Origin of the sequence: Nitrospira sp. SG-bin1, assembly GCA_002083365.1 — a bacterium.
In the GTDB taxonomy this organism is placed as follows: domain Bacteria; phylum Nitrospirota; class Nitrospiria; order Nitrospirales; family Nitrospiraceae; genus Nitrospira_D.
The window spans coordinates 44,273-63,331 of record LVWS01000007.1 but is presented as its reverse complement, the minus strand read 5'-3'; the positions used below and the strand labels follow the sequence as shown (position 1 = coordinate 63,331).

23 protein-coding genes are annotated in these 19,059 nt (G+C 56.8%); 14 read left to right on the top strand and 9 right to left on the bottom strand.

Annotated features, from left to right (window positions below; translation table 11 throughout):
* Positions 1-3 precede the first annotated feature (3 nt).
* The gene (locus tag A4E19_13960; protein OQW37265.1) at positions 4-360 is read right to left on the bottom strand and encodes a hypothetical protein; all 357 of its coding nucleotides are present in this window, start codon (positions 358-360) and stop codon (positions 4-6) included.
* Positions 361-662: 302 nt separating this feature from the next.
* Here A4E19_13960 and A4E19_13955 point away from each other — a divergent pair, with 302 nt between their 5' ends.
* The 3 genes from A4E19_13955 (at position 663) to A4E19_13945 (ending at position 2,881) form a co-directional block, all read left to right on the top strand.
* Positions 663-1,127, top strand: coding sequence for a hypothetical protein (locus tag A4E19_13955; protein OQW37264.1), 465 nt, complete (start codon positions 663-665; stop codon positions 1,125-1,127).
* A 45-nt stretch (positions 1,128-1,172) separates the two neighbouring features.
* A complete protein-coding gene (locus tag A4E19_13950; protein ID OQW37263.1) occupies positions 1,173-1,616 on the top strand; it encodes a thiol reductase thioredoxin in 444 nt (147 codons plus the stop codon).
* Between the two features lie 188 nt (positions 1,617-1,804).
* Complete coding sequence (locus A4E19_13945) at positions 1,805-2,881, top strand: hypothetical protein (GenBank protein OQW37262.1); 1,077 nt, start codon at positions 1,805-1,807, stop codon at positions 2,879-2,881.
* A gap of 46 nt (positions 2,882-2,927) precedes the next feature.
* Here the strand turns inward: A4E19_13945 and A4E19_13940 are convergent, their stop codons facing one another.
* The 3 genes from A4E19_13940 to A4E19_13930 all read right to left on the bottom strand — a co-directional run bounded on the left by A4E19_13940 (position 2,928) and on the right by A4E19_13930 (position 5,238).
* Entirely contained in the window at positions 2,928-3,263 is a 336-nt protein-coding gene (locus A4E19_13940) for a hypothetical protein (GenBank protein OQW37261.1), read from the bottom strand.
* A 129-nt stretch (positions 3,264-3,392) separates the two neighbouring features.
* A complete protein-coding gene (locus tag A4E19_13935) occupies positions 3,393-4,625 on the bottom strand; it encodes a glutathione-dependent formaldehyde dehydrogenase (GenBank protein ID OQW37260.1) in 1,233 nt (410 codons plus the stop codon).
* Between the two features lie 85 nt (positions 4,626-4,710).
* Entirely contained in the window at positions 4,711-5,238 is a 528-nt protein-coding gene (locus A4E19_13930) for a hypothetical protein (GenBank protein ID OQW37259.1), read from the bottom strand.
* A gap of 440 nt (positions 5,239-5,678) precedes the next feature.
* On the opposite strand from A4E19_13930, the gene A4E19_13925 reads away from it, so the two are divergent.
* On the top strand, positions 5,679-6,212 hold the full coding sequence (locus A4E19_13925; GenBank protein OQW37258.1) for a hypothetical protein: 534 nt from the start codon (positions 5,679-5,681) through the stop codon (positions 6,210-6,212).
* Between the two features lie 37 nt (positions 6,213-6,249).
* The gene (locus tag A4E19_13920) at positions 6,250-6,699 is read left to right on the top strand and encodes a hypothetical protein (protein OQW37257.1); all 450 of its coding nucleotides are present in this window, start codon (positions 6,250-6,252) and stop codon (positions 6,697-6,699) included.
* 99 nt (positions 6,700-6,798) lie between these two features.
* Here the strand turns inward: A4E19_13920 and A4E19_13915 are convergent, their stop codons facing one another.
* The gene (locus A4E19_13915; GenBank protein ID OQW37256.1) at positions 6,799-7,242 is read right to left on the bottom strand and encodes a hypothetical protein; all 444 of its coding nucleotides are present in this window, start codon (positions 7,240-7,242) and stop codon (positions 6,799-6,801) included.
* Between the two features lie 324 nt (positions 7,243-7,566).
* On the opposite strand from A4E19_13915, the gene A4E19_13910 reads away from it, so the two are divergent.
* Complete coding sequence (locus A4E19_13910; GenBank protein OQW37255.1) at positions 7,567-8,046, top strand: hypothetical protein; 480 nt, start codon at positions 7,567-7,569, stop codon at positions 8,044-8,046.
* A 308-nt stretch (positions 8,047-8,354) separates the two neighbouring features.
* Here the strand turns inward: A4E19_13910 and A4E19_13905 are convergent, their stop codons facing one another.
* Positions 8,355-8,543 carry a hypothetical protein gene (locus tag A4E19_13905; protein OQW37254.1) on the bottom strand — a complete coding sequence of 63 codons (189 nt, stop codon included), beginning with the start codon at positions 8,541-8,543 and terminating at the stop codon, positions 8,355-8,357.
* A gap of 185 nt (positions 8,544-8,728) precedes the next feature.
* Here A4E19_13905 and A4E19_13900 point away from each other — a divergent pair, with 185 nt between their 5' ends.
* Positions 8,729-9,583: a hypothetical protein gene (locus A4E19_13900; GenBank protein ID OQW37253.1), complete on the top strand. Its 855-nt coding sequence runs from the start codon at positions 8,729-8,731 to the stop codon at positions 9,581-9,583.
* A gap of 251 nt (positions 9,584-9,834) precedes the next feature.
* A complete protein-coding gene (locus tag A4E19_13895) occupies positions 9,835-10,536 on the top strand; it encodes a hypothetical protein (GenBank protein ID OQW37349.1) in 702 nt (233 codons plus the stop codon).
* Positions 10,537-10,791: 255 nt separating this feature from the next.
* Here A4E19_13895 and A4E19_13890 read toward each other — a convergent pair whose 3' ends face one another.
* Positions 10,792-11,367: a hypothetical protein gene (locus tag A4E19_13890; protein ID OQW37252.1), complete on the bottom strand. Its 576-nt coding sequence runs from the start codon at positions 11,365-11,367 to the stop codon at positions 10,792-10,794.
* Between the two features lie 380 nt (positions 11,368-11,747).
* On the opposite strand from A4E19_13890, the gene A4E19_13885 reads away from it, so the two are divergent.
* Positions 11,748-13,238 (top strand): recombinase RecQ, encoded by a 1,491-nt coding sequence (locus A4E19_13885; GenBank protein OQW37348.1) that lies wholly within the window; start codon positions 11,748-11,750, stop codon positions 13,236-13,238.
* Between the two features lie 84 nt (positions 13,239-13,322).
* Complete coding sequence (locus A4E19_13880) at positions 13,323-13,544, top strand: hypothetical protein (protein OQW37251.1); 222 nt, start codon at positions 13,323-13,325, stop codon at positions 13,542-13,544.
* A gap of 11 nt (positions 13,545-13,555) precedes the next feature.
* On the opposite strand, the gene A4E19_13875 is transcribed toward A4E19_13880, so the two are convergent.
* Entirely contained in the window at positions 13,556-14,089 is a 534-nt protein-coding gene (locus tag A4E19_13875) for a hypothetical protein (protein OQW37250.1), read from the bottom strand.
* A 299-nt stretch (positions 14,090-14,388) separates the two neighbouring features.
* Here A4E19_13875 and A4E19_13870 point away from each other — a divergent pair, with 299 nt between their 5' ends.
* Positions 14,389-15,435, top strand: a complete 1,047-nt coding sequence (locus A4E19_13870; protein ID OQW37249.1) for a hypothetical protein — start codon at positions 14,389-14,391, stop codon at positions 15,433-15,435.
* 504 nt (positions 15,436-15,939) lie between these two features.
* Here A4E19_13870 and A4E19_13865 read toward each other — a convergent pair.
* Positions 15,940-16,251: a hypothetical protein gene (locus tag A4E19_13865; GenBank protein ID OQW37248.1), complete on the bottom strand. Its 312-nt coding sequence runs from the start codon at positions 16,249-16,251 to the stop codon at positions 15,940-15,942.
* Between the two features lie 285 nt (positions 16,252-16,536).
* On the opposite strand from A4E19_13865, the gene A4E19_13860 reads away from it, so the two are divergent.
* The 3 genes from A4E19_13860 to A4E19_13850 are packed head-to-tail and all read left to right on the top strand — an operon-like array spanning position 16,537 to position 19,023.
* Positions 16,537-17,715, top strand: a complete 1,179-nt coding sequence (locus A4E19_13860) for a hypothetical protein (GenBank protein OQW37247.1) — start codon at positions 16,537-16,539, stop codon at positions 17,713-17,715.
* A 21-nt stretch (positions 17,716-17,736) separates the two neighbouring features.
* Positions 17,737-18,270: a hypothetical protein gene (locus tag A4E19_13855; GenBank protein ID OQW37246.1), complete on the top strand. Its 534-nt coding sequence runs from the start codon at positions 17,737-17,739 to the stop codon at positions 18,268-18,270.
* Between the two features lie 21 nt (positions 18,271-18,291).
* Complete coding sequence (locus A4E19_13850) at positions 18,292-19,023, top strand: hypothetical protein (protein OQW37245.1); 732 nt, start codon at positions 18,292-18,294, stop codon at positions 19,021-19,023.
* Positions 19,024-19,059: the final 36 nt, after the last annotated feature.

Here is a 19,059-nt window from a genome sequence, read left to right as displayed (position 1 = left end):
TTCTTATGTTGCTTTCCTCGAAGCTCGCTTGATCGCCTCATCCGGTCTCTCCCTGTCGCCGAATGCCTTTCGGCTTATGCCCGCGCCCGGCGATTCGGTGTTGGGAACGTCGCCGGGATTTCCCTCAGGGTTCTCGTCCAGGTCCACGCCGACCGGGATGCCGGACGCTCCAGGTTCTTCGCCGTGCACCGGAGCATGGCCTACGAGAATCGGGCCGGAACCGTGATAATCCTCCGGATCATACCCGCCGGTTGCCTGATCGGTCGGGCTTCGCTGGTCGATCGAATGATCCACACGCCGTCCTTTGGGACCGGCACCGGTGTCCGGCATGGAAGATGGTTTGTTTTTCTTGCGAGCCATGGAATACCTCCTCATCCCATGTAGTTCATGTCTTGGGAGCTCAACTATCGATCACATTCATCAAAATTTCATCGTGCAATAGCGGTGCCGAATCTCTTCATGTGTTGTGATCGATCATACGTGCGGGTCGTCGTGGGGTGGCCCAGGAGTCTAGGGTACGAGAGAGTCGTCGCAATCTGCGCAATAAGGCAGAATTACCAGAGGCAAAAGAAAGACGTCCTAGTCTGGTCTTCGGGCAGATTTGTTTAAGAGCTGATGAAGAGGATCGTTATCATTCACTATGACCATAAAAGGTGAGGTCTATGATCCCATCGACGACCACACGAGTCGAGCAACATACTGATGAAGCGATCAACGAGCGAATCCGCCGACAGACGGAGCAAAACATCGCCGCTGTTTCGGGACAAGGACATGAGGCGATCAATCGTCGGTTGGAAGAGCTGGAGCATGAATGGGACATGGAACGAACGTTGGAGGCCAATGCCGCTTCGATCTCTCTCTTGGGGCTCGGACTCGGAGCTCTCGTGAACCGGCGATTTTTCATGCTTCCTGCGATGGTCGCGGGGTTTCTGCTGCAACATGCCATACAGGGGTGGTGTCCCCCTGTGCCCATTTTTCGCCGTTTAGGCTTCCGTACCGCCAGGGAAATCAATATCGAGCGCTGCGCGTTGAAAGCCGTTCGAGGTGACTTTATCGATCTGCCGACAAGGGTGGACGTGGGAGAGCCCAGTCACATCAGCCGCCTTCTCGTGGCCATGGAGCGCTGACGATTTATCGTCGATGAACGCCGTGACCTTCATGTGTCCGCTGTAATGAAAAATCACCTCCAAGTCGCCTGTCCCCATTGCCACAGCCTGAACCGCGTACCCGTTGCCCGCGTGAATGATCGTCCCAAATGCGGGCAATGCCATGCGCCCTTGTTTACAGGCCAACCCCTTACATTGACGTCCGGCAGTTTCGATCTTCACGCGTCGCGCAGCGACATCCCGTTGGCGGTGGATTTCTGGGCCTCGTGGTGCGGGCCATGCCAGGTGATGGCCCCGTCATTTCAGGAGGCGGCCAAGATCCTGGAACCAGATGTCCGTCTCGGAAAGGTCAATTCTGAAGCGGAGCGGAGTCTGGCGGCGAGATTTAGGATCGCCAGTATCCCGACCCTGATCGTTCTTCGAGAAGGGCGTGAATTAGCTCGGCAATCGGGTGTCATGGGAACCCAGGATATCGTGCGTTGGGTACGTCTTCATGCGCAGGATTCGTAATGTGAAAAGGCGCTCTGGCATGGCGCTTAATCCACTTGCCGAATAGACTTCCTCGCTGAAGAGCTCGGGCTATCTCTTCGTCGCCTCCTCAATCGTCCTCCCTATACCCTAGGGAAGATCCCAGTATAATAAACAGTGCGTCGTCAGTTAAGGAATATGTAAGCTCCCTCCCCCTGTGATTGCCTCCAATGGGGAATTCCATCATGGTACGTACACGGACGATCTCACCGCGTCACGCTGGCCTTAGGCTGTGCCATGCCGGCGTCGCCGTCATGCTTTGCTGTGGTCCGGTTTCGTCCATGTCTTTTGCCGATGTGGCGCTTCAAGAAAATCAACCGATGGTGACTTCTCCCACCATCGATACTCTGCTGGGACGCGACCCATATACCAACGTCCCACCGGTCGGCTGGCAGGTGACGTCCGAAGGAAAACGCTCTTGTTTCTGGGGGGACAATCAAGGACAGGTGCGTGGGTCGGAAGGCGAGCGGGAATTGCCAGACCCGTCTCCCTTCTTTTGTGCTCGCTCGGCGGCGGATGTCGATGACATAAGTTGGTCGGGACATGAGGCCAACGGAGACCACGCACGGTCTACCGGGAACTGGTCCGAAGCTGAAAGGGCCTACGCATCGGCGGTCGGATTATTGGACCGCACCGCAGACAAGGATTTCAATCAAGACTTGGCGGCGATCCTCAACAAATTGGGCGCTACTCGATTCAAGCAAAACGACTTCTCCGGCGCGGAAACAGCTTTTCGACGGGCGCTGGCCATTTACACGGCGACCAAAGGAGCCGATGATCTTCATGTGGCCGATACCTTGGACTTGCTCGGCAGCGCGCTTTTGGAACAGCAGCAAGGGCATGCACTGGCCGGACCGCTGTTCTATCGCGCATGGGCGATTCGCGAAGCAACTCTGACGCCGGACCATCCCGCCATCGCGGATAGTCTCCATCATTTGGCCGTCGGTTTATATGCCGATAATTTAGCGATTGCCATCCCGCTCTTCCTTCGTTCCAAGGAGATCCGTGAAAAGGTCTTCGGTGGCAACCACCCGCTGGTCGTGATCTCGCTCAACGCGATGGCGCGCCTGTATGAAGCCCACAATCGGCCGGATCTCGCCATCCCGCTCTATCAAGATGCGCTGAGCATACAGGAAAAGGTTTTTGGGCCGAATGCCTCCGAGACGCTCCACGCCCGTTCCAATCTGGACATGGCCCATCGCCAGAAGGACAACAGTTCCGGCGGTGATCCGAACGCCCGGAAGTAACCACGTCCGTGCGCAAGGCATGGGCGGTCACGTCAACGCCATGGCATCATCTGTCGCGCGCCGGCTTCCGATGCGCAGCGGTCTGCGTCCGTCTTGGTAGCGCCATGAGGGGCGTTGGCGAATGAACGGCAATAACAAATAACAATTGTGTCGGCAGACCGAGGTCACGATCCGAACGATAGGCCGGTACTCCGATGGTGAGTGCTTCCTGCGGCACGTCGAGTGTCAATGTGCCGTGTGCCCAATCCAAGAGCGTGAGACCGCTCGACCGGTTCGAGTCCGTCTCTTTCCGATGAATCGAATGATGGATGCCGTGCATGCGCGGTGTCACGATGATCCACAGCAGCCGGCGTTCCAGCCACATCGGAATCCGTACATACATTGGAGTGATGAAACAACACCGACAGGAGCGTCATCATTTGCCAATGAGACAAGCGCCGCGGCGTCACCGGTTCCGAACACCAGGCAGGGTGCGCCATGAGGGCATTCTCCGACGACTCATCGACGTTCCTTACGCCGCCTTCGCCATGGAGACGTCCGGTTTCAGCTCCACCTTGATCCACCCCGGTTGCCGGCTGTCAAAGGCCCGATAGGCGTCCAACGCCGCACTCAACGGCTCAACTTGTGTCAGGACGTCGGCCGGATCGACAGTCCCGCTGCGGACCAATTCAATCACGATGGGGATATACCGTCTGTGATGGCAGTTGCCCATGTGTAGAGAGAGATTCTTGTTCATCGCGGCGCCCAACGGAAAGAATTGATCGGTCGGAGGATATACCCCGATGACCGAGAGCGTGCCGGCCTTGGCGAGAGCGTCCACGGCCCAGGTGATCGCTTGTGAAGGGGCGTCACCTGGGTGCCAGTTGTCTCGTTGCGGGTTCGCGTCGGGCGCGATCCGCTGAACCTCTTGCCGAAACTGCTGAGCCATCCGCTCAGCCTGCTTGGCGGCCGGCCCCTGCTTTGCGCTCACGGAATCGACTCCCACCGCATCGATGGCTCGATCCACGCCGATCCCGCCGGTCAAACGTTTGATCGCCTCTACCGGGTCATCGGCGTTGAAGTCGATCACCTCCACGCCTTGTTCCCGTGCCATGTCCAGACGCGAAGGGATGCAATCGACTGCGAAGATTCTCCCGGCGTCCATCAACTTGGTGCTGGCGATCGTGAACTGACCCACCGGTCCGCAGCCGAACACGGCGATGGTATCGCCCGGCTTGATTTCGGCGATATCGGCGCCGAAGTAGCCGGTGGGAAAGATGTCGGACAGCATGATCGCGCGGTCGTCGTCGAGGTCATCCGGAAGTCTCACCAGACCGGCATTCGCGAACGGTATACGGGCGTACTCGGCCTGGAGGCCGTTGATCGAGCCGGTTTGTGCGGGTCCGCCGAAGAAACTGGTTCCGGCGGAGGGGCCGTTCGGGTTGGCATTGTCGCACTGTGCGTGGTATCCGCTTCGACAATACGAGCAGTACCCGCAGGCGATCGTCGATGGGACGACGACACGGTCGCCCGCTTTCAAATTGCGCACGTCCTTGCCGACTTCTTGAATGACGCCGACCGCTTCATGGCCGAGTATCGTTCCCGGTTTCATCCCCGGCATGGTGCCGCGCACCATGTGCAAGTCGGTGCCGCAGATGGCGCTGGCTGTGATGCGTACGATGGCGTCGGTCGGTGCTTGAATCTTCGGTTCAGGCACCTCATCCATCCGAATATCGCCGACGCCGTGAAAGACGACAGCTTTCATCGTGTCCTCCCTTATATCTCTTTGATATCTCTTTGAGTCGGGGCAATGAGTCGTCTCCCCCCTTCCGCCTTTCTGTTCCGAGCCGCTACTGTTCGATGGATTGAGCTGAGGCCAAGTGGTCTTGCAGGTTCGGCCTTGCCTGCCGCAGATGCTGCTTAATGTTGAAGTTCTTGACGGAGTCGACTGCATTCTGGACTACGTCGACGGCTTGTCGGTGCATCTTCACTTGGTAGTCCTTGTAGGCTTGATCGAAGTCCGATCCGGATTTGTCGCGGAGTTCTTCCATCGTATCCTGATGCTCATTTTCCATCGTAAAAGCGAGGGCGGGTTTCTGCGGCCGTAGCTCCATGAAGTCGGCCAGCCGGTTGAGGTCCCGCATCATCATCTGGTGCTCGTCTATCATGCGAGTGGCATACGAACGTACCTCCTGACCGGACGCTTTCTGCTTGGCAAGTTGTCCCGCGTCGATCTCACTGCGATTGATGGTCTCGAGCAAGCCCAGAATCTCCGCATTCGACATAGTGGATCCGGGACGCGCCTTTTGCAGTACAGTGCAGCTTGAAACCAGGATGCCGACCGTGATTGTGACGAGGGCTATGAATGATGCGTTCATGGAAAACCTCCTTCGGTGTTCGAATAGCGGGCAGGTGGATGTTCCATTCCGATGTGCCGGTCCCTAGGGCTTGGGCAGTAACTTGTCGGTAGGCCTAAACTCCACCGTTTTCTTATCTCTCTCAGCAGAATATGTGCCAGATTAGGCAAGTACATCAGCCGCGATGTTAAGAAATTATCAAACGGTGCGATTCAGAGTTGGTTCGCGATAGGTAATCCGGCAAGCGTATGTCGCGCCTTTTGTCCGTAACCTGACAGAATGTCGGCTCCGTTCATCAGTTCATTAGTGACGTGGCTGAGCCACGGCCGCATTTCACCGCCGAGGATGTGATGAATCATCAGCTTGCCATGTCCAAAAATAATGCGACCATCGCGCCAGGCTCCTCTTTTGCATTATTCCTTTTTGGGATGTGTCATCACCTAGCTTTGAAGGAGGTTTCTATGAAATTCAGTCTGACTGTGATGGTCATGATCGCGGCTTGTTCGATCTTTTCCGCCTGTTCTTTGGCCCAAAGAGCCATGCCGGGTGCGACCATGTCCGATGCGGATGTGGTCGGCGTGCTCAATACCGTGAACCGCAGTGAAATTCATGCCGGCCAGCTGGCGAGGGACAGAGCATCTTCTTCGGAGGTACGGGCCTATGCCTCTCAGATGGTGAACGAGCATCAGCTGAAAATGCAGAATGCCACTCAGCTGGCGCGCAGGATCGGCGTGCAGCCCCAGCAGCCCGCGCTCGCTCGAACGCTGGAAAATACCCATCGTGAGGCGATGGAGGAGCTTCGCGAGAAGTCCGGGCGGGACTTCGACAAGGCCTACCTCGAGTACCAAATCAAAATGCACCAACAATCAGTGGACCTGGTGGAAAATACCGTCGAATCGGTTGATCATCCTGAACTGAAACGGTTCCTACGAGAGACCCGACCTGATTTACAAAAGCATCTGGCCACAGCTCAGTCTATACAGCGCAATCAGTAGTGGAGGAGCATAGGCTGAAAGGAGGGGAAGGGAAGCCATGCCGGCTCCTCTTCCTCGCGTGGATGGAATATGGTTCCCACTGCATGTGGGGTGTCTTTCCTTTTTTATGAGCACATGCCGATCCATTGAATTGATCGGTGCCATCTATTTCTTTATCGGCTTGATCGGAACAGTGGAGCACGCTCGTTCCGCTTCTGCCCTGTACTTTGTCTTCCACTTGCTGCTCGGCATCCGGGCCATCCTAGCCTCGCGGTATCGAGTCATGGCGGTCGGATTTTCGCGCAAGGCCGCCGTTGTATTCAGCCTGCTTGTACTGGTCGAAATGCACCTGCCGTTCCCGACGCAGTTTGGACTCTGGCCGGCGGTCGGTCACGATATCTTGATTCTGCACATCGCAACCGCGTTGGCGTTGACGTATTACGGCTACTATTGGACGGATGCGGTGATAGAGACTGATTCTCGCGAAGCCGTACAAAGACCGGAATGAATATCACGAGATGCCAGGGCCGCATCGATAGGATCAAGCCGGTGGCTCGGAGGCAACGGCCTATCGATGCCGTTGCCTCACACCGAGACCAGGTATCCCTTATGCCGCCTTTCGATAGGTTTCACCTGTCTCGACCACCTCGGCACGTCGGCCATATCCATAATAAGCCGCCAGGGCGGCAGTACCCGCATGCAGCCAAATATCGTGGCCGAATATCGGAATCAAGCCGAACGTGACATTGAGCACCGGAAACAGGCCCATCAAAGCCAGCGTCCCGTATAACCAGGTCAACCCCCGCGCGAAGGCTTGGGCGCTCCCGATACTCCTGGCAGACGCGATGCCGGCAATACCGACACCCACATGTACCAAGTTATGGAGCCAATTGACGGGAAACAATCCGAGCAGGTATCCGAATCCACCGTCGACGGCGAGATTGAGCGCGGTACCCACGGGGGGCGTCGTCTTGAGACCAGGGAAAAACCCGAGTATTCCGATGGCGAGAAATACCCATCCGATCAGCTGAGCGAAACCTTTACTGGTCATGAGCAACCTCCTTTCTTGTAAAGAAATAAGTCTCGCAAATGGTGCGCCATCAGAATCGAGCCTCTCGGAAGAGCCGTGCGAGTAATGACGTTCATTACATAAGATTTTGATGGGGAGGGGAGCGATACCGTGCGGACTTGACGCCTATAGCCCCAGGGATGCAGCTTCGATGATATCAGCGATCTTTTGAGGCCTGTAGTGAGCACAGTAGGCTTGATCCCAACATCGGCTGGACTTTTGGTCTTCACATGGACTGTCGTTCCGGTCTGGTGCCACAGAGAGGCCTATGGATTGCACGATCACCATATACCGGAGGGGCGATGTATGGACAGATCGGGAGACCAAAGCCAAGCCGAGTATTATGGCCTGATCCGCGGTCAGATCGAGCATCACGATCAGTTGATCAATCAACGCGTCACCTGGCAAATCATCACCCAAGCCTTTTTCTTCGGCGCGTACGCGACCCTGCTCAACGCTCAGAAAGAGGCGAAGAATCCACTGTTTGAAGCCGAGCAACTCCTCTTGCTCTGGCTTCTCCCTGTCGCGGGTCTGCTGGCCGGTGCCTTGGCCTATGTCAGCATCATTGCCTCATTGAAAAACATCGATCATCTCCGTGCTCTGTACGAAAATTTCGCGCAATCGAAAACCCCGGAAGATGCCAGCACTAAATTGTATCCGCATATCCAAGGCCCTGCGTATCTCACCAAGTGGGCCAAACTGACGCCGATGTGGATGCCCGTGGTGTTCACGACCGCCTGGCTGATTATCCTGGGGCGACTGACCGCGGCGTTCCTACTCATCTGATGAACGCGCATCTTGAACGCCTTGCTTCATGTCCTTCATATCAACGAAGTAGGTATCCGCGCCCTTGCGGGGCGGCACTCTAGAACCCGCGCTTCGCCTGTCCAACACCGGGCGACAAACCTTTCTCATCACCGCCCTACCAGGCTGGACCTTTCGCCTATCTAGATTGTCCTGAGATGGACAGAATGCCTCCCAAGCTCGTCGGTACGGCGAGTCCGGGAGCTGCGAAGCGGCGGCAGGATCCTTCATTTCGAAAGCAAGGGGGCACGGGGGCTGTTCCGGCTTCCGAACAGACCCGCCGCCTGGCGCTACCAGGCTTTGATCGCCGCGGGCTCTCGGCCGTTCAATGTGATAACCGCTGAATCGCGTGAAGTCGTCGATCCGTCGACTTGCTCATAGGTCTGATGACCGGGACCTCCGGTCCGACGGATCAACCCGAGCAAGATCGTCTCGTGTCGCGTTCTCTGTTTGCGGAAGGGAAAGCATGCAGGGGCCATCGCAACAAGGGGATTTCCGAGGAGGTCGGGTTATTCTGAGGGGCTACAGTTCTAAGACTATGAGGAAATGTGTCTTCTTATTGGCGTATCTGATGGCAAACGGCTGCGTCTCCACACTGGAACCGGCTAAGTCCACATATACCTTCGATCGCGGGTGTATTCCATCGGAGACATCCTTCAAAAACATGCCTGTCTCCAAAGTCGAATCGGTTCCTTCCTCTACCGAGATAATCCAAGACGGCGACGCGGCAAAGTATTACAGCCCAGTCGCAATAGACATCGCCGATGCCATGCATTTGCTTCCGTTGCTCCATCGGCTGGCATTTCTGGAGCACGCTCACGAGGATGTGAACGAAGTGGAACGAGTCAGGCGAAAACTGATCAACAGGCTGCAGCTCGCGACGCTCGAGGTATCGAGCTTGGTTGCTGAATTGGAATGCGAGGTCCACCGGGCCGATGAGGTGCAAGATCGACTGAAAGACGTTCAAAATACCCGCATCATATCTCAGACGATCTTATCGGTCGTGATCGGCGGCTTGGTGAACGTCATGACCGGCGGGATCGGGATGGCGACCGGCGCGGGTGACACCGCGCATATCGTTTCCGTGGCGGGAGGAGCTTTGGAGGTCCTGTTCGGAACCTCGGCGAACTTCACTAAAGTGAGACAAGAGTTCAGACATCCGCATAATCATCTTCAACAGATATGGGAAGGCGAAGAGAAACGAGAATACTACCCTCCTCGGATCTGGCGGTTCTTGACAAGGCCGAATAGTCGCGACCTGGAGCGACGAAGTTTGCGCGACGTGCTGGTCACGACGTGGAAAGAGCAGGGGCGTCTTGGTAAACCCGGTTCCCGACGAGAGCAAGAACGGAAGTCGCTGTTGTTCGGTCCGGGCGGAATTTACGATGCCGACGATCTTCACATTCGAGAGGCCATGTTGCAGCAACTGGAATCGAATATTCAGTTGATGCATCAAGATTTGGAAACGTTGTTACGTGAATTGTTGATTCGTCAAGCAATGGAAGAGGACGAAGGTTAGGTAGGATGGCGCCCATCGATACGGGCGAACATTCATTTCTTTCAAAGTCGTGATGGACCGGCGTGGGTTATCGCCGGCATGCATTCTATAAGCGATAGAAGGAGGATACCGTGGGAATGAGTCTACGTTCCATGCATCGTGAGAGTGTGTCCCGGACTAGCCGCGCACAAGCTGTTTCGCCAACGCGCAAATCATCATCATCCAGCCTGGTTGCATCGCGCAATCAAGATCGGACGGCACCCGCCAAGCCAGTGACCTTGGTTGTGGACGTGGGCGCCAGCGGAATCAAGGCCGTCCCGGTCAACGAGCTGGGGAATCTCGCCGGTCGGCGTATCCGCCGAGACACCCCGTCTTCCGGCATGCCGGGTGAATTGATGGATACGATCGTCGCGCTGGCCGAACAATTTGACTCATACGACCGAGTCGCGATCGGATTTCCGGGCATCGTTGTCGACGGCATCGTCCGACAGGCTCCCAATCTTGCACCGGAGTGGAAAGATTTTAACCTCGCCGAGGTATTGCAAGCGCGCTTGGGGAAGCCGGTTCGCGCGGCGAATGACGCCGACGTGCAAGGTTTCGGAGCCATTGCCGGAAAGGGAGTCGAGTTGGTGCTTACTTTGGGGACGGGTGTCGGGACGGCGCTGTTTACCGACGGACATCTTGTCCCGAACGTCGAACTCGGCAAAGCCAAGTTACGGAACGAGAGGTTGCAGAAGGACGGGAAGAAAAAATGGAATCAGCGCTTGGCCAAATTCGTTCGCCGACTCGAAGACCGGTTTCATCTCTCCCGCCTGTACATCGGCGGCGGCAATTCGCGCGAAGTGGACATTTCCTTGCTTCCTCCCAATGTCACCATCGTGTCGAACCTCAACGGATTGGTCGGGGGCATTGCGCTCTGGAGAGGTGAGAAGGCCTATGCGAGGACCGGACCGGCTGATCCGGGAGCAGGCTGAAATCAAGGAGTAATACGCGTCCGATGGTTCACGGAGCCTCGGAAGAATAGGATCTGCTCCACAAAACGAACCGGCTCCACATCGGCTTCCGGGTCCACCTGCTGCCGACTAGAGCTGTCCCATCGCCCGCTCCATGGATCTTTGCGGGTGTGGAGGTTGGCATCGACGGCTGCGCGACGATCGAGGTAACCGGGCGCGCCGCCGTCTCTATTCCACCATGCCGAGTATCTGTATATGAGATATTGTGTCTCGCGATCAATAGGTATGGCGGATACCAAAGAGGAGGCCTATCGCGGACAATTCCGCCCCCGGTTGGTTCCGCTTCCACGCGGTCTCCACATTCAGCTTGAGCCCTTGAGGTGCGCCGGATATCAAGTGTGTCAGCGCATAATCCACGCCACCGCCGAGGCGCCAGGCGAACGTATCATCGACATCCTTCGTGTTCACGTTCACCCCGATCCCGGTCGTAAGATACGGGATGAAAGGGCCGATATGCCCGGGACGAAACTCCAACGTCGCCGGCAAAATGGAAATCGTATTGAGGGTCCCATCCCGGCCGTCTAAGCCGTGCCGTTCCCACTCCAGCATCATGCCGACTCGAAACCATTGGTTGAGGCCGTACATGCCCTGAAAATTGAGGGCCGGTCCGGCCGTCGATACGCCGCCGTCTTGTGTCGTAAAGCTGGGGCCGACCCGGAATCCGGCGATGAAGCGTCCCTCATCGGCCATGCCCTTGTTCGTCCAATCGTCCGCTAGTGATATTCCCTGCCCCGCGATGCTTAGGCAGCCGGCAATCAGTGCAATGAGGTACGATCGAAATTTGTAGCTCATCCGTTTCCTCCTACTCGTTTCGGCATCCAAGAGTGTTGGCCCATGTCCGGTCCTGGCTGACTATAGGAATTCTCATATCTGAAGCATACTAGGAAATCCTCCTGAAAATGGTTCCTGGGAAGCCCATGAGCTTCCGGCATGTTGAAGCCGTCTCCTCCGTGAAATGCTGGAAGCAATGGCATACGGCGCATCCCAATAACCGAATGGCGACCTGCCTTGCGTGGGTCCTCCGCTTCGCGCCTTCTATCAGTGCGTCCAGAGTCTTCCCTGGTTGTGCTTCGCAGAAAAGAATGAGTCAATAGCTCGTTCGATATGGCTCGCCGATGACCAGACTTGGTGGCGGACGCACAAGGAAGGATCGAGGCACCGTGAACGTTGCGCTGCGGTGGTCACCCGAAAATCTTCGTAAGGCCAAAAAACAACTGGGCGTCGCGGCATTTCGTCCGGGCCAGGCGGAATTGATTGAAGCGGTCATGAATGGCCGGGATGCCCTGGGCATTCTGCCTACGGGAGGAGGGAAATCGCTCTGCTATCAACTACCGGCTCTGTTTCTGCCTCACGCCGTCGTCGTGGTATCGCCGTTGATTGCTTTGATGAAGGATCAACAGGACAAGCTCGAAGATCGATCGATCGCGGTGGCCAAACTTGACAGCACGCTGTCCACCCAGGATGAGCGCGACATGATAGATGAGATACGGCAGGGGACGCCCGAGTTGATTTACGTGACCCCGGAGCGCCTGGAGCGGGAGGAGACCCTGGCGATGTTGCAGCGAACCGGCGTGTCGTTGATCGTCGTGGATGAGGCCCACTGCGTCTCGCAGTGGGGTCATGACTTCCGTCCGGCGTACTTGTCGATTCGCGATGCCGTGCGTCGATTGGGGAAGCCGCCGGTCTTGGCGCTCACGGCCACCGCTCCGCCCGATGTGGCCCGCGACATTGTGCGGCAGTTGGATATCCGGACGGCCGTCATCATCGATGCGGGAAACTATCGTGACAACCTCATTTATGAGATCCGCCGCACCGTGAACGACCTCGAGAAGGACCGTTGTTTGATGGAACTGCTCGCCGGTCAGCTGCGCGGCGGTCCGGGTTTGGTGTATGCCGCGACGATTCGTGAAGCGAAAGCCCTGTTCGAACGGTTACGGCAGAGAGGCTTGCCGGTCGGCCTTTATCACGGGAAAATGCGTGCAACAGATCGACACAAGACGCAGCAGGAGTTCATGGACAATCGGGTTCCGCTGGTGGTGGCGACGAAAGCCTTCGGGCTCGGCATCGACAAGCGTGACTTGCGCGTCGTCGTCCATTATTCCCTGCCGGACTCGCTCGAAAGCTACGTGCAAGAGACGGGACGGGCGGGACGAGACGGGAAGACGGCGTGGGCCGTGCTGCTCTATCGATTGGAAGACCGGCGAGTACAAGCCTACTTTCTCGGAGGAAAGTATCCCCGGAGAGAGGACTGCGCGGACGTCTATCGGGCGTTGGCTGAAGAGCAACGGCATGGCAACAAGGGGCTGACGCTCATAAAAATGGCGGCCGCGACCTCGTTACCCGTCGATAAGGTCAAGGTCGTCGTGGCCCTGCTCGACGCGATGGGCATCTTGCGGCGCGGACGGCGCTTGAAACTGGCACGTGCGTTCGTCGACGAGGATGAATTCGGACGGTACCTGGAGGAATATGAACAGCGGCACAAGTCGGATCAGGACAAGCTCGAGGTGATGATGAAGTACGGTCAAACGACGGAGTGCCGGGTGCGGTATATATCCAGGTACTTCGGCAATGAATTACCAAGAGACTGCGGCCGTTGCGACAACTGCCGGACCGACGCCGGCCAACGGACCGTGGATGTGCGGGAATTGCAGGCCGGAGTATAGGCCGATGAGGAGTCATATCATGTGGAAGCGGAGGCTTGGCTTCTCGTACCGTAGCGTGGCTTGCTGTGTCGAGGAGTGCTTTAAGTGGTGCAGTCGTTTTCCGCCTTGACTTTCCTCCGACGCGGCGGTTGCAGGATCATCTACTTCGCTCTGCCGGTTACGATCATCATTGATTCGCCCTGGATGTCTCGGTTGGGCGGCGCGCCGCTGCGTCCGTGTTTGGTGAACGCAGCCTGCGGCGCCGGCCAATCGATCGCCGGCTCTTCATGGCGGGCAGAGACCACGTGGCCGGCGATGAGCGTGTAGTCTGGATAAGATCACCGTTCCTGAGCAGATTCGATTCCCATTGATGACGCGATCGTCTGAGCTTGTTGCAGATGTTGCTTCAACACAGGCAATGTACCCGAAGCCCATTGCTTCACGTCCTTGTCTTGCAACTGCGAGGCGTTCTGTTCAAACTCCTTCACTTCCTTTTGATGGTCCTTCAGCATGTATTGCATATAAGCTCGGTCGAACTCCTTGCCGGAGAGCTGTGACAGCTCCTGCTGTTTTTGCTTCTGCTTGTCGCTAATCTGCATGGGCAATTGCAGTCCCTCCTTGGACGCCAATTGCTTCACTTCTTGGCTGGCTTTCTGGTGATCTTGGACCATCTTGGCGCCGAACTGCTTCACTTCCGGGCTTGTAGCTTTTTGAGCAGCTAGCTGCCCGAGAGCGATTTCAGCCTGGTTTCCCTGTGCCGCCGTCTGAAGAAAGGACTCCTCACCGGCCCCTTTCATTGCCGCTGGCGCCGGTGTAGCGGATGCCATTGAAAAGAGGGCGACTGCGGCTACGGAAAGCATTGTACGATTCATAACGTCTCCTCAGTTGAAGGTTTAGCCGAACGTTTTATGATTTGACTACGTATTCGCTGATGAAACCACTAGCGAATGCCCGAGAAAATAATGCTGCAGCATAAAATCCAAAGAAGGTCCAAGAATCCTATCGGATATCCATGTAAGGCCGAATGGTCCGGCCGAATGTTCGGTGATCGGGACTCCGACTGCCTGGTCGGGAACTCGGAGGACGGCGAATGAAGCAAACGAGGGACATGCCTAGTACTGGGTTCCATAGGCGCGACGCATAAGCTAGTCCGAACAACGGAGGGCGACGTGTGGAAGCGAACGGTGAAGGCGAACGCAGCGACGGCTCATCAGCTCTCACCGTCTTTCGCAACCTATCGCCGCTGTTCCATATCGCCGTTGTCGTGAGCGTACTGCTTTCGGGATGCAGCCGGCTCCTGCACCCGCCCGGCCATCATCAAACCCGCAGCTTCGAATCCCGTTGCAAGCCGCCGTCCATTCACCGGAACGTCTCGTTGACGGCGCTGGAGGGTCCGGTGGGCGAAAGCGGTGTGGTCATCGACGATCTGCCCGATCCGGAAGGGTTTTCCCCTCGAGTCCTCGATGCCGCCTATGCCATACAAGCGCTTCCGTTGCTCAGAGAGCTGCATGCGCTCCAACAGGAAGGCGGCGCCGCTCAAATCACATTGTTGAGCATCCGCGAGAAGCTCCTGGGCCGCATTCTGCTGGGAATCGAGGAAGTCAACGGCTTGGTTGCGGAAATCGAATGTGAAGCAGATCGGGCCAACCAAGTCGCTGATCGCCTCCAGGACGAGAACTCCAGCCGTGTCCGGTATGAAACGCTGGGCGCCATCATCGTGGCCGGCGTGGCCGCCGTCGCCTCGGGAGGCGCCGTGGTGGCCGGACTGACGGCCCTCGAAGCAGGCGCGGCCATCGGAGGAGGCACGGTGGCGGCCGGACTCGCGACGTTGCCTCTGTTTGCCGAGACACACCAAGAGTACAGCCATCCACGAAATTTGCTGCGGGAAGTTTGGGACGGCCCTACGACCAGCGCACTGTTTCCCTCTTCTGTCTGGCGCTATCTCACACGACAGACGAAGGCCGAATTGGACGGCACGACGTACCGGACCGAATTGATCAAAGCTTGGCGACAGGAGGGACGATTGGGCGAGCCCGGCTCGGACATCGAGGAGAAAAGGCTCGCGCTGTTCTTCCGCGAGGGAGGCGTGTACGAATTACAAGACCTACGGGCCAGGGCCGCGATGCTGAAGATCCTTGCCAGTATGGTGGAACTCATGCATCAAGACTTGGAGATGCTGATTCGCCAGGTGTTGATTCAGCAGGCATTGGCGAAATAATTCACGGTGTTGAATCATCGTCGGTCCGGTCGGATCGCCTATGCGTTCGCTGGTGGCTCGGAAGAGAAAGGGTAGTGTCCGCCCACCACCCAGCGTGATGACCCCAGTTTCATGGTCTCACGCCGTTCTTGGGCCGCTGAGGCCCATGTGCAATACACAGCGAATGCATAGTTGTACTGCGACAGAGCGCGCGAGACACTCGTCTGTCGAGAGGACAAAAACAACTCCCAGACGGCGTCTAATTCTTTCTTCACGGGGGCTACGGCGCTCTTAAAAAACGAAGAAATAGAGCAGCAGCACAATCACCCCTGGGACACCTAGCATCCACAAAATTAATGCCTTACCCATAATTGCTCCTCCTTTTTATTGTCTCTTTAGCTGCCTAGTTGTCCCCTGCATTGTGACTTGTGGGGGACACATGAGGCCGACCGGCTGCGCTCTCCTTTAAGCTACGTTTTCGATCCGCCAAATGACATCGACACCTCGGCAGAGCGATTCTTCATCTCAAGGTTGCACACGCCGTTTCCCGGTCAGCAGGTACCAGAGTACCAACAGGCTTCCGAGCGCGATCCAAGGATGCGACGAGATATATTGTTCGAATCGCGGCCGCTGTTTATCCAAAGTGTCCTTCACGCGACCGATTGTCCGACCGATGGTTTGATCCACGGCCTCCGTCGCATCGTTGCGCAGCTCATGGACGACGTCTTTGGTGCTATCTATCGCGGTATTCACCGCCTCTTCCACCGTATGAAGGCCCTCACTGACGACAGATTGCGCGGCTCCGGCCAGCTTGTCGGGATGTGTGCCCTTGTCCATGGTCGTCTCCTATTTTTTTGTAGATGTGACGAGCTATTCATAGCGATACCCGTTGGAGAAATCAGAACGCAAAAGACATGCCCCTCATGAATCAATCTGACAAGGGCATGTCTGAATGAATACGAGGGACATCACCAGTTGGTTCGCAACGGGCTTGAGGCGAATATGAACTAGATAGGGAGATAGTGGGATCCGAACTTCGATGGAAACGGGGCGAATTGCGTCGAGTTAGTTCAGCAACTCACAACCCCGACGCTCACAACTAAACACCTTCGAGGAGGTTGTATGGCCGTCAATCTATTGGCCGATAAAGGCACTCCGATCGATCAGCAACGATTCACATGGAAGGACCTCGTTCAAAAGCCGATAAGCAAGATGAATGTGAATGCCTTCACTCGCGTGCGGATCATCTTGATGAACGGCATCGAGTCGGAGGCTGTTCGCTTCGGGCATTCGTGCGCCCGTATGAATCGAGGCTTGCAGGCCGCGCTGGCCAAGGTAAGGCGCAAAGAGCAGCATCAACAAACGATGGTCAATTGGCTCTTGCCGGCCGATCAGTCGCCTCTCGAAACCACCATCGGGTACGAGCAGGTAGCGGTCGAAGTCACTGCCGCTCTTGCGCGCGTTGAGCCGGATCCCTATATCGCGCAGGTTCTCCGTTACGGATTGCTGGAGGACTTCGATCATCTCTATCGGTACTCGGCTCTGCTCGATCGATTACAGGGCATCGACGCGAACACGATCACGCAGGGATACACGGACATCGTGCCGGGCCGGGCGACGGTGGACGAACACCGGGACCCGCTGGACGACCTGCGCAACCATTACGATAAGGCGACCGCCCACCCTCTCACGAAGCTGCATGCCAACACCATCGTGGCGGCGGAGCACCAGACCCATGACTATTACATGCATTACGGGCCGTATTTCGCCGATCCCGTGGCCCGCCAGCTATACGCCGAAATCGCCTCCATCGAAGAGCAACATGTCACGCAATATGAATCCATGATCGATGCCTCGGAGAGCTGGATCGAGAAGTGGCTGCTGCATGAGGCGAACGAAGTGTACAACTACTACAGTTGCGTCCAGCAAGAGGATCATCCGAGGATCAAAGCTATTTGGGAGCGGTTTCTGGACTATGAACTGGGACATCTTCAATTCGCCATGGAGGTCTGTAAGGAAGTCGAGCGGCGGGACCCGGCCGAATTCCTTCCGGAAGCACTGCCGGAACCGATCGCCTTCAAGAGTAATCGGGAGTATGTGCGGCAAGTGCTGCGTGACGAGGTGGATTTGCGCGCGGACGGCCCAGGATTTGTGAGCAAAAGCCAGGAGCCGGAACGGTCGCTGGAATACCGGCGTCAGATGAACGCGGATGGATCTCCGTCCGACCAGGTGTCGGCCGGATGGGAATGGAGCGCCGGCGGCGAACTCATGGCCCAGCGATGGCTCAAGGAGGCGGCATGACATTGCCCGTCATATTCGTGAATGCAACAAGCCCTACCATTCATATATCGAGGAGGCATCATGATTGAAACGGCTAAAATTGCTCGAGTATGGTCGGCCGGAATGGTTTTACTTTTTGGATTATTCATTATGGAGACCGGGGGTGTCGCATCAGCAGCAGAACAGGATAAAACCGCCAAGGCAAGAGAAGCGGGTGGTACGGAAGGCCAGGGACTTCCCTGCGAAATATCCCCTGGTCAAAATCGTGCGCAGGCTGAGCAAAACGCAAACTTGGCAAGCCGGGTAATTACTGGTGAATTAATCAAGATGGACGGCACGGATTTTGTCGTGAAGGAAGAGAGTGGGAAAGAGGTGCACTTCCAACTGACTGAGAGGACACGGAAAACACCTGTCAATAAAGGCGACCGAATCTCGGTTGACTTAGACAATCACGACAATGCCTTATGGATAAAGGCGAATAGGGGGACGACTCCCCGAACCGAACATGCTTCGGCCGACTGCAATCCGACCGAAGAGCCTTCCGACAAGCTTATGAAAAAATCTAAAGGCAAATGAGACACAAAGGAGGTACCGAGAATGGATAGCCCCCAATCGATGGGTATGAACCAAACCGGAATCGACATGTCGCCGGATGGAGCCAAGCAAATGGGAGAGGCCGTACGTGAATTTCCTCCCACTTCGGCGGGTGATGAACAGGCTCTGGCCGAATTGCGCGCATCGTACCTCGCCGAAGCCGAGCCGGTCGGCACGGTGCCGGTGCCGGGCACGGTCAAGGGCGTGGCGAAGGCCGGCATGCAAAAGCTCATGGGACGTCACGCGGAAGTCTTGATCGACGAGCTGGGAGGTCGGCTCGCGTTCGAACGAACCGGGACCAGATTGTACGATGCGCTCATCGGGAAGTTCATGGTCCGCAAAGACGAAGCGACGATGGTCGCGTTGGAGGAGCTGATGCAGTTTCGCGCGGAGGAGGCGGCTCACATCGGAGTCTGCTGGGATGCCTTGCGTCAACTCGGCGCCGATCCGACGTGCGTCACGCCCATGGCCGATACGAATGCCGTGGCGTCCATCGGGTTGCTGCAGATCATTACCGACCCACGAATGACGATCGCGCAAAGCCTGCACGCCATTCATGTCGCGGAACTGGCGGATAATGACGGGTGGGTCCTGCTCATCAAGATCGCCAAGGAAATGGGACAAGACGAGATGGTGGCCGACTTCCGTCAAGCGCTCCATGAAGAGGACCGCCATCTGAAAGCGCTGCGCCAGTGGATGGATCGGATGTGTTTGAGCGAGGCGGGAGTGCAATGACCGTCTCTTGCTCCGGCACCGTACGATCTTTGGCGG

Excerpts from the sequence above, each read along its gene's own strand:
- A4E19_13855 (OQW37246.1), top strand. The coding sequence starts at position 17,737 with ATGCAACAAGCCCTACCATTCATATATCGAGGAGGCATCATGATTGAA.
- A4E19_13915 (OQW37256.1), bottom strand. The coding sequence starts at position 7,242 with ATGACCAGTAAAGGTTTCGCTCAGCTGATCGGATGGGTATTTCTCGCC.
- A4E19_13930 (OQW37259.1), bottom strand. The coding sequence starts at position 5,238 with ATGAACGCATCATTCATAGCCCTCGTCACAATCACGGTCGGCATCCTG.
- A4E19_13935 (OQW37260.1), bottom strand. The coding sequence starts at position 4,625 with ATGAAAGCTGTCGTCTTTCACGGCGTCGGCGATATTCGGATGGATGAG.
- A4E19_13945 (OQW37262.1), top strand. The coding sequence starts at position 1,805 with ATGGGGAATTCCATCATGGTACGTACACGGACGATCTCACCGCGTCAC.
- A4E19_13890 (OQW37252.1), bottom strand. The coding sequence starts at position 11,367 with ATGAGCTACAAATTTCGATCGTACCTCATTGCACTGATTGCCGGCTGC.
- A4E19_13925 (OQW37258.1), top strand. The coding sequence starts at position 5,679 with ATGAAATTCAGTCTGACTGTGATGGTCATGATCGCGGCTTGTTCGATC.
- A4E19_13910 (OQW37255.1), top strand. The coding sequence starts at position 7,567 with ATGGACAGATCGGGAGACCAAAGCCAAGCCGAGTATTATGGCCTGATC.
- A4E19_13865 (OQW37248.1), bottom strand. The coding sequence starts at position 16,251 with ATGGACAAGGGCACACATCCCGACAAGCTGGCCGGAGCCGCGCAATCT.
- A4E19_13905 (OQW37254.1), bottom strand. The coding sequence starts at position 8,543 with ATGGCCCCTGCATGCTTTCCCTTCCGCAAACAGAGAACGCGACACGAG.
- A4E19_13850 (OQW37245.1), top strand. The coding sequence starts at position 18,292 with ATGGATAGCCCCCAATCGATGGGTATGAACCAAACCGGAATCGACATG.
- A4E19_13860 (OQW37247.1), top strand. The coding sequence starts at position 16,537 with ATGGCCGTCAATCTATTGGCCGATAAAGGCACTCCGATCGATCAGCAA.
- A4E19_13960 (OQW37265.1), bottom strand. The coding sequence starts at position 360 with ATGGCTCGCAAGAAAAACAAACCATCTTCCATGCCGGACACCGGTGCC.
- A4E19_13940 (OQW37261.1), bottom strand. The coding sequence starts at position 3,263 with ATGTATGTACGGATTCCGATGTGGCTGGAACGCCGGCTGCTGTGGATC.
- A4E19_13950 (OQW37263.1), top strand. The coding sequence starts at position 1,173 with ATGAAAAATCACCTCCAAGTCGCCTGTCCCCATTGCCACAGCCTGAAC.
- A4E19_13900 (OQW37253.1), top strand. The coding sequence starts at position 8,729 with ATGCCTGTCTCCAAAGTCGAATCGGTTCCTTCCTCTACCGAGATAATC.
- A4E19_13875 (OQW37250.1), bottom strand. The coding sequence starts at position 14,089 with ATGAATCGTACAATGCTTTCCGTAGCCGCAGTCGCCCTCTTTTCAATG.
- A4E19_13955 (OQW37264.1), top strand. The coding sequence starts at position 663 with ATGATCCCATCGACGACCACACGAGTCGAGCAACATACTGATGAAGCG.
- A4E19_13920 (OQW37257.1), top strand. The coding sequence starts at position 6,250 with ATGCCGGCTCCTCTTCCTCGCGTGGATGGAATATGGTTCCCACTGCAT.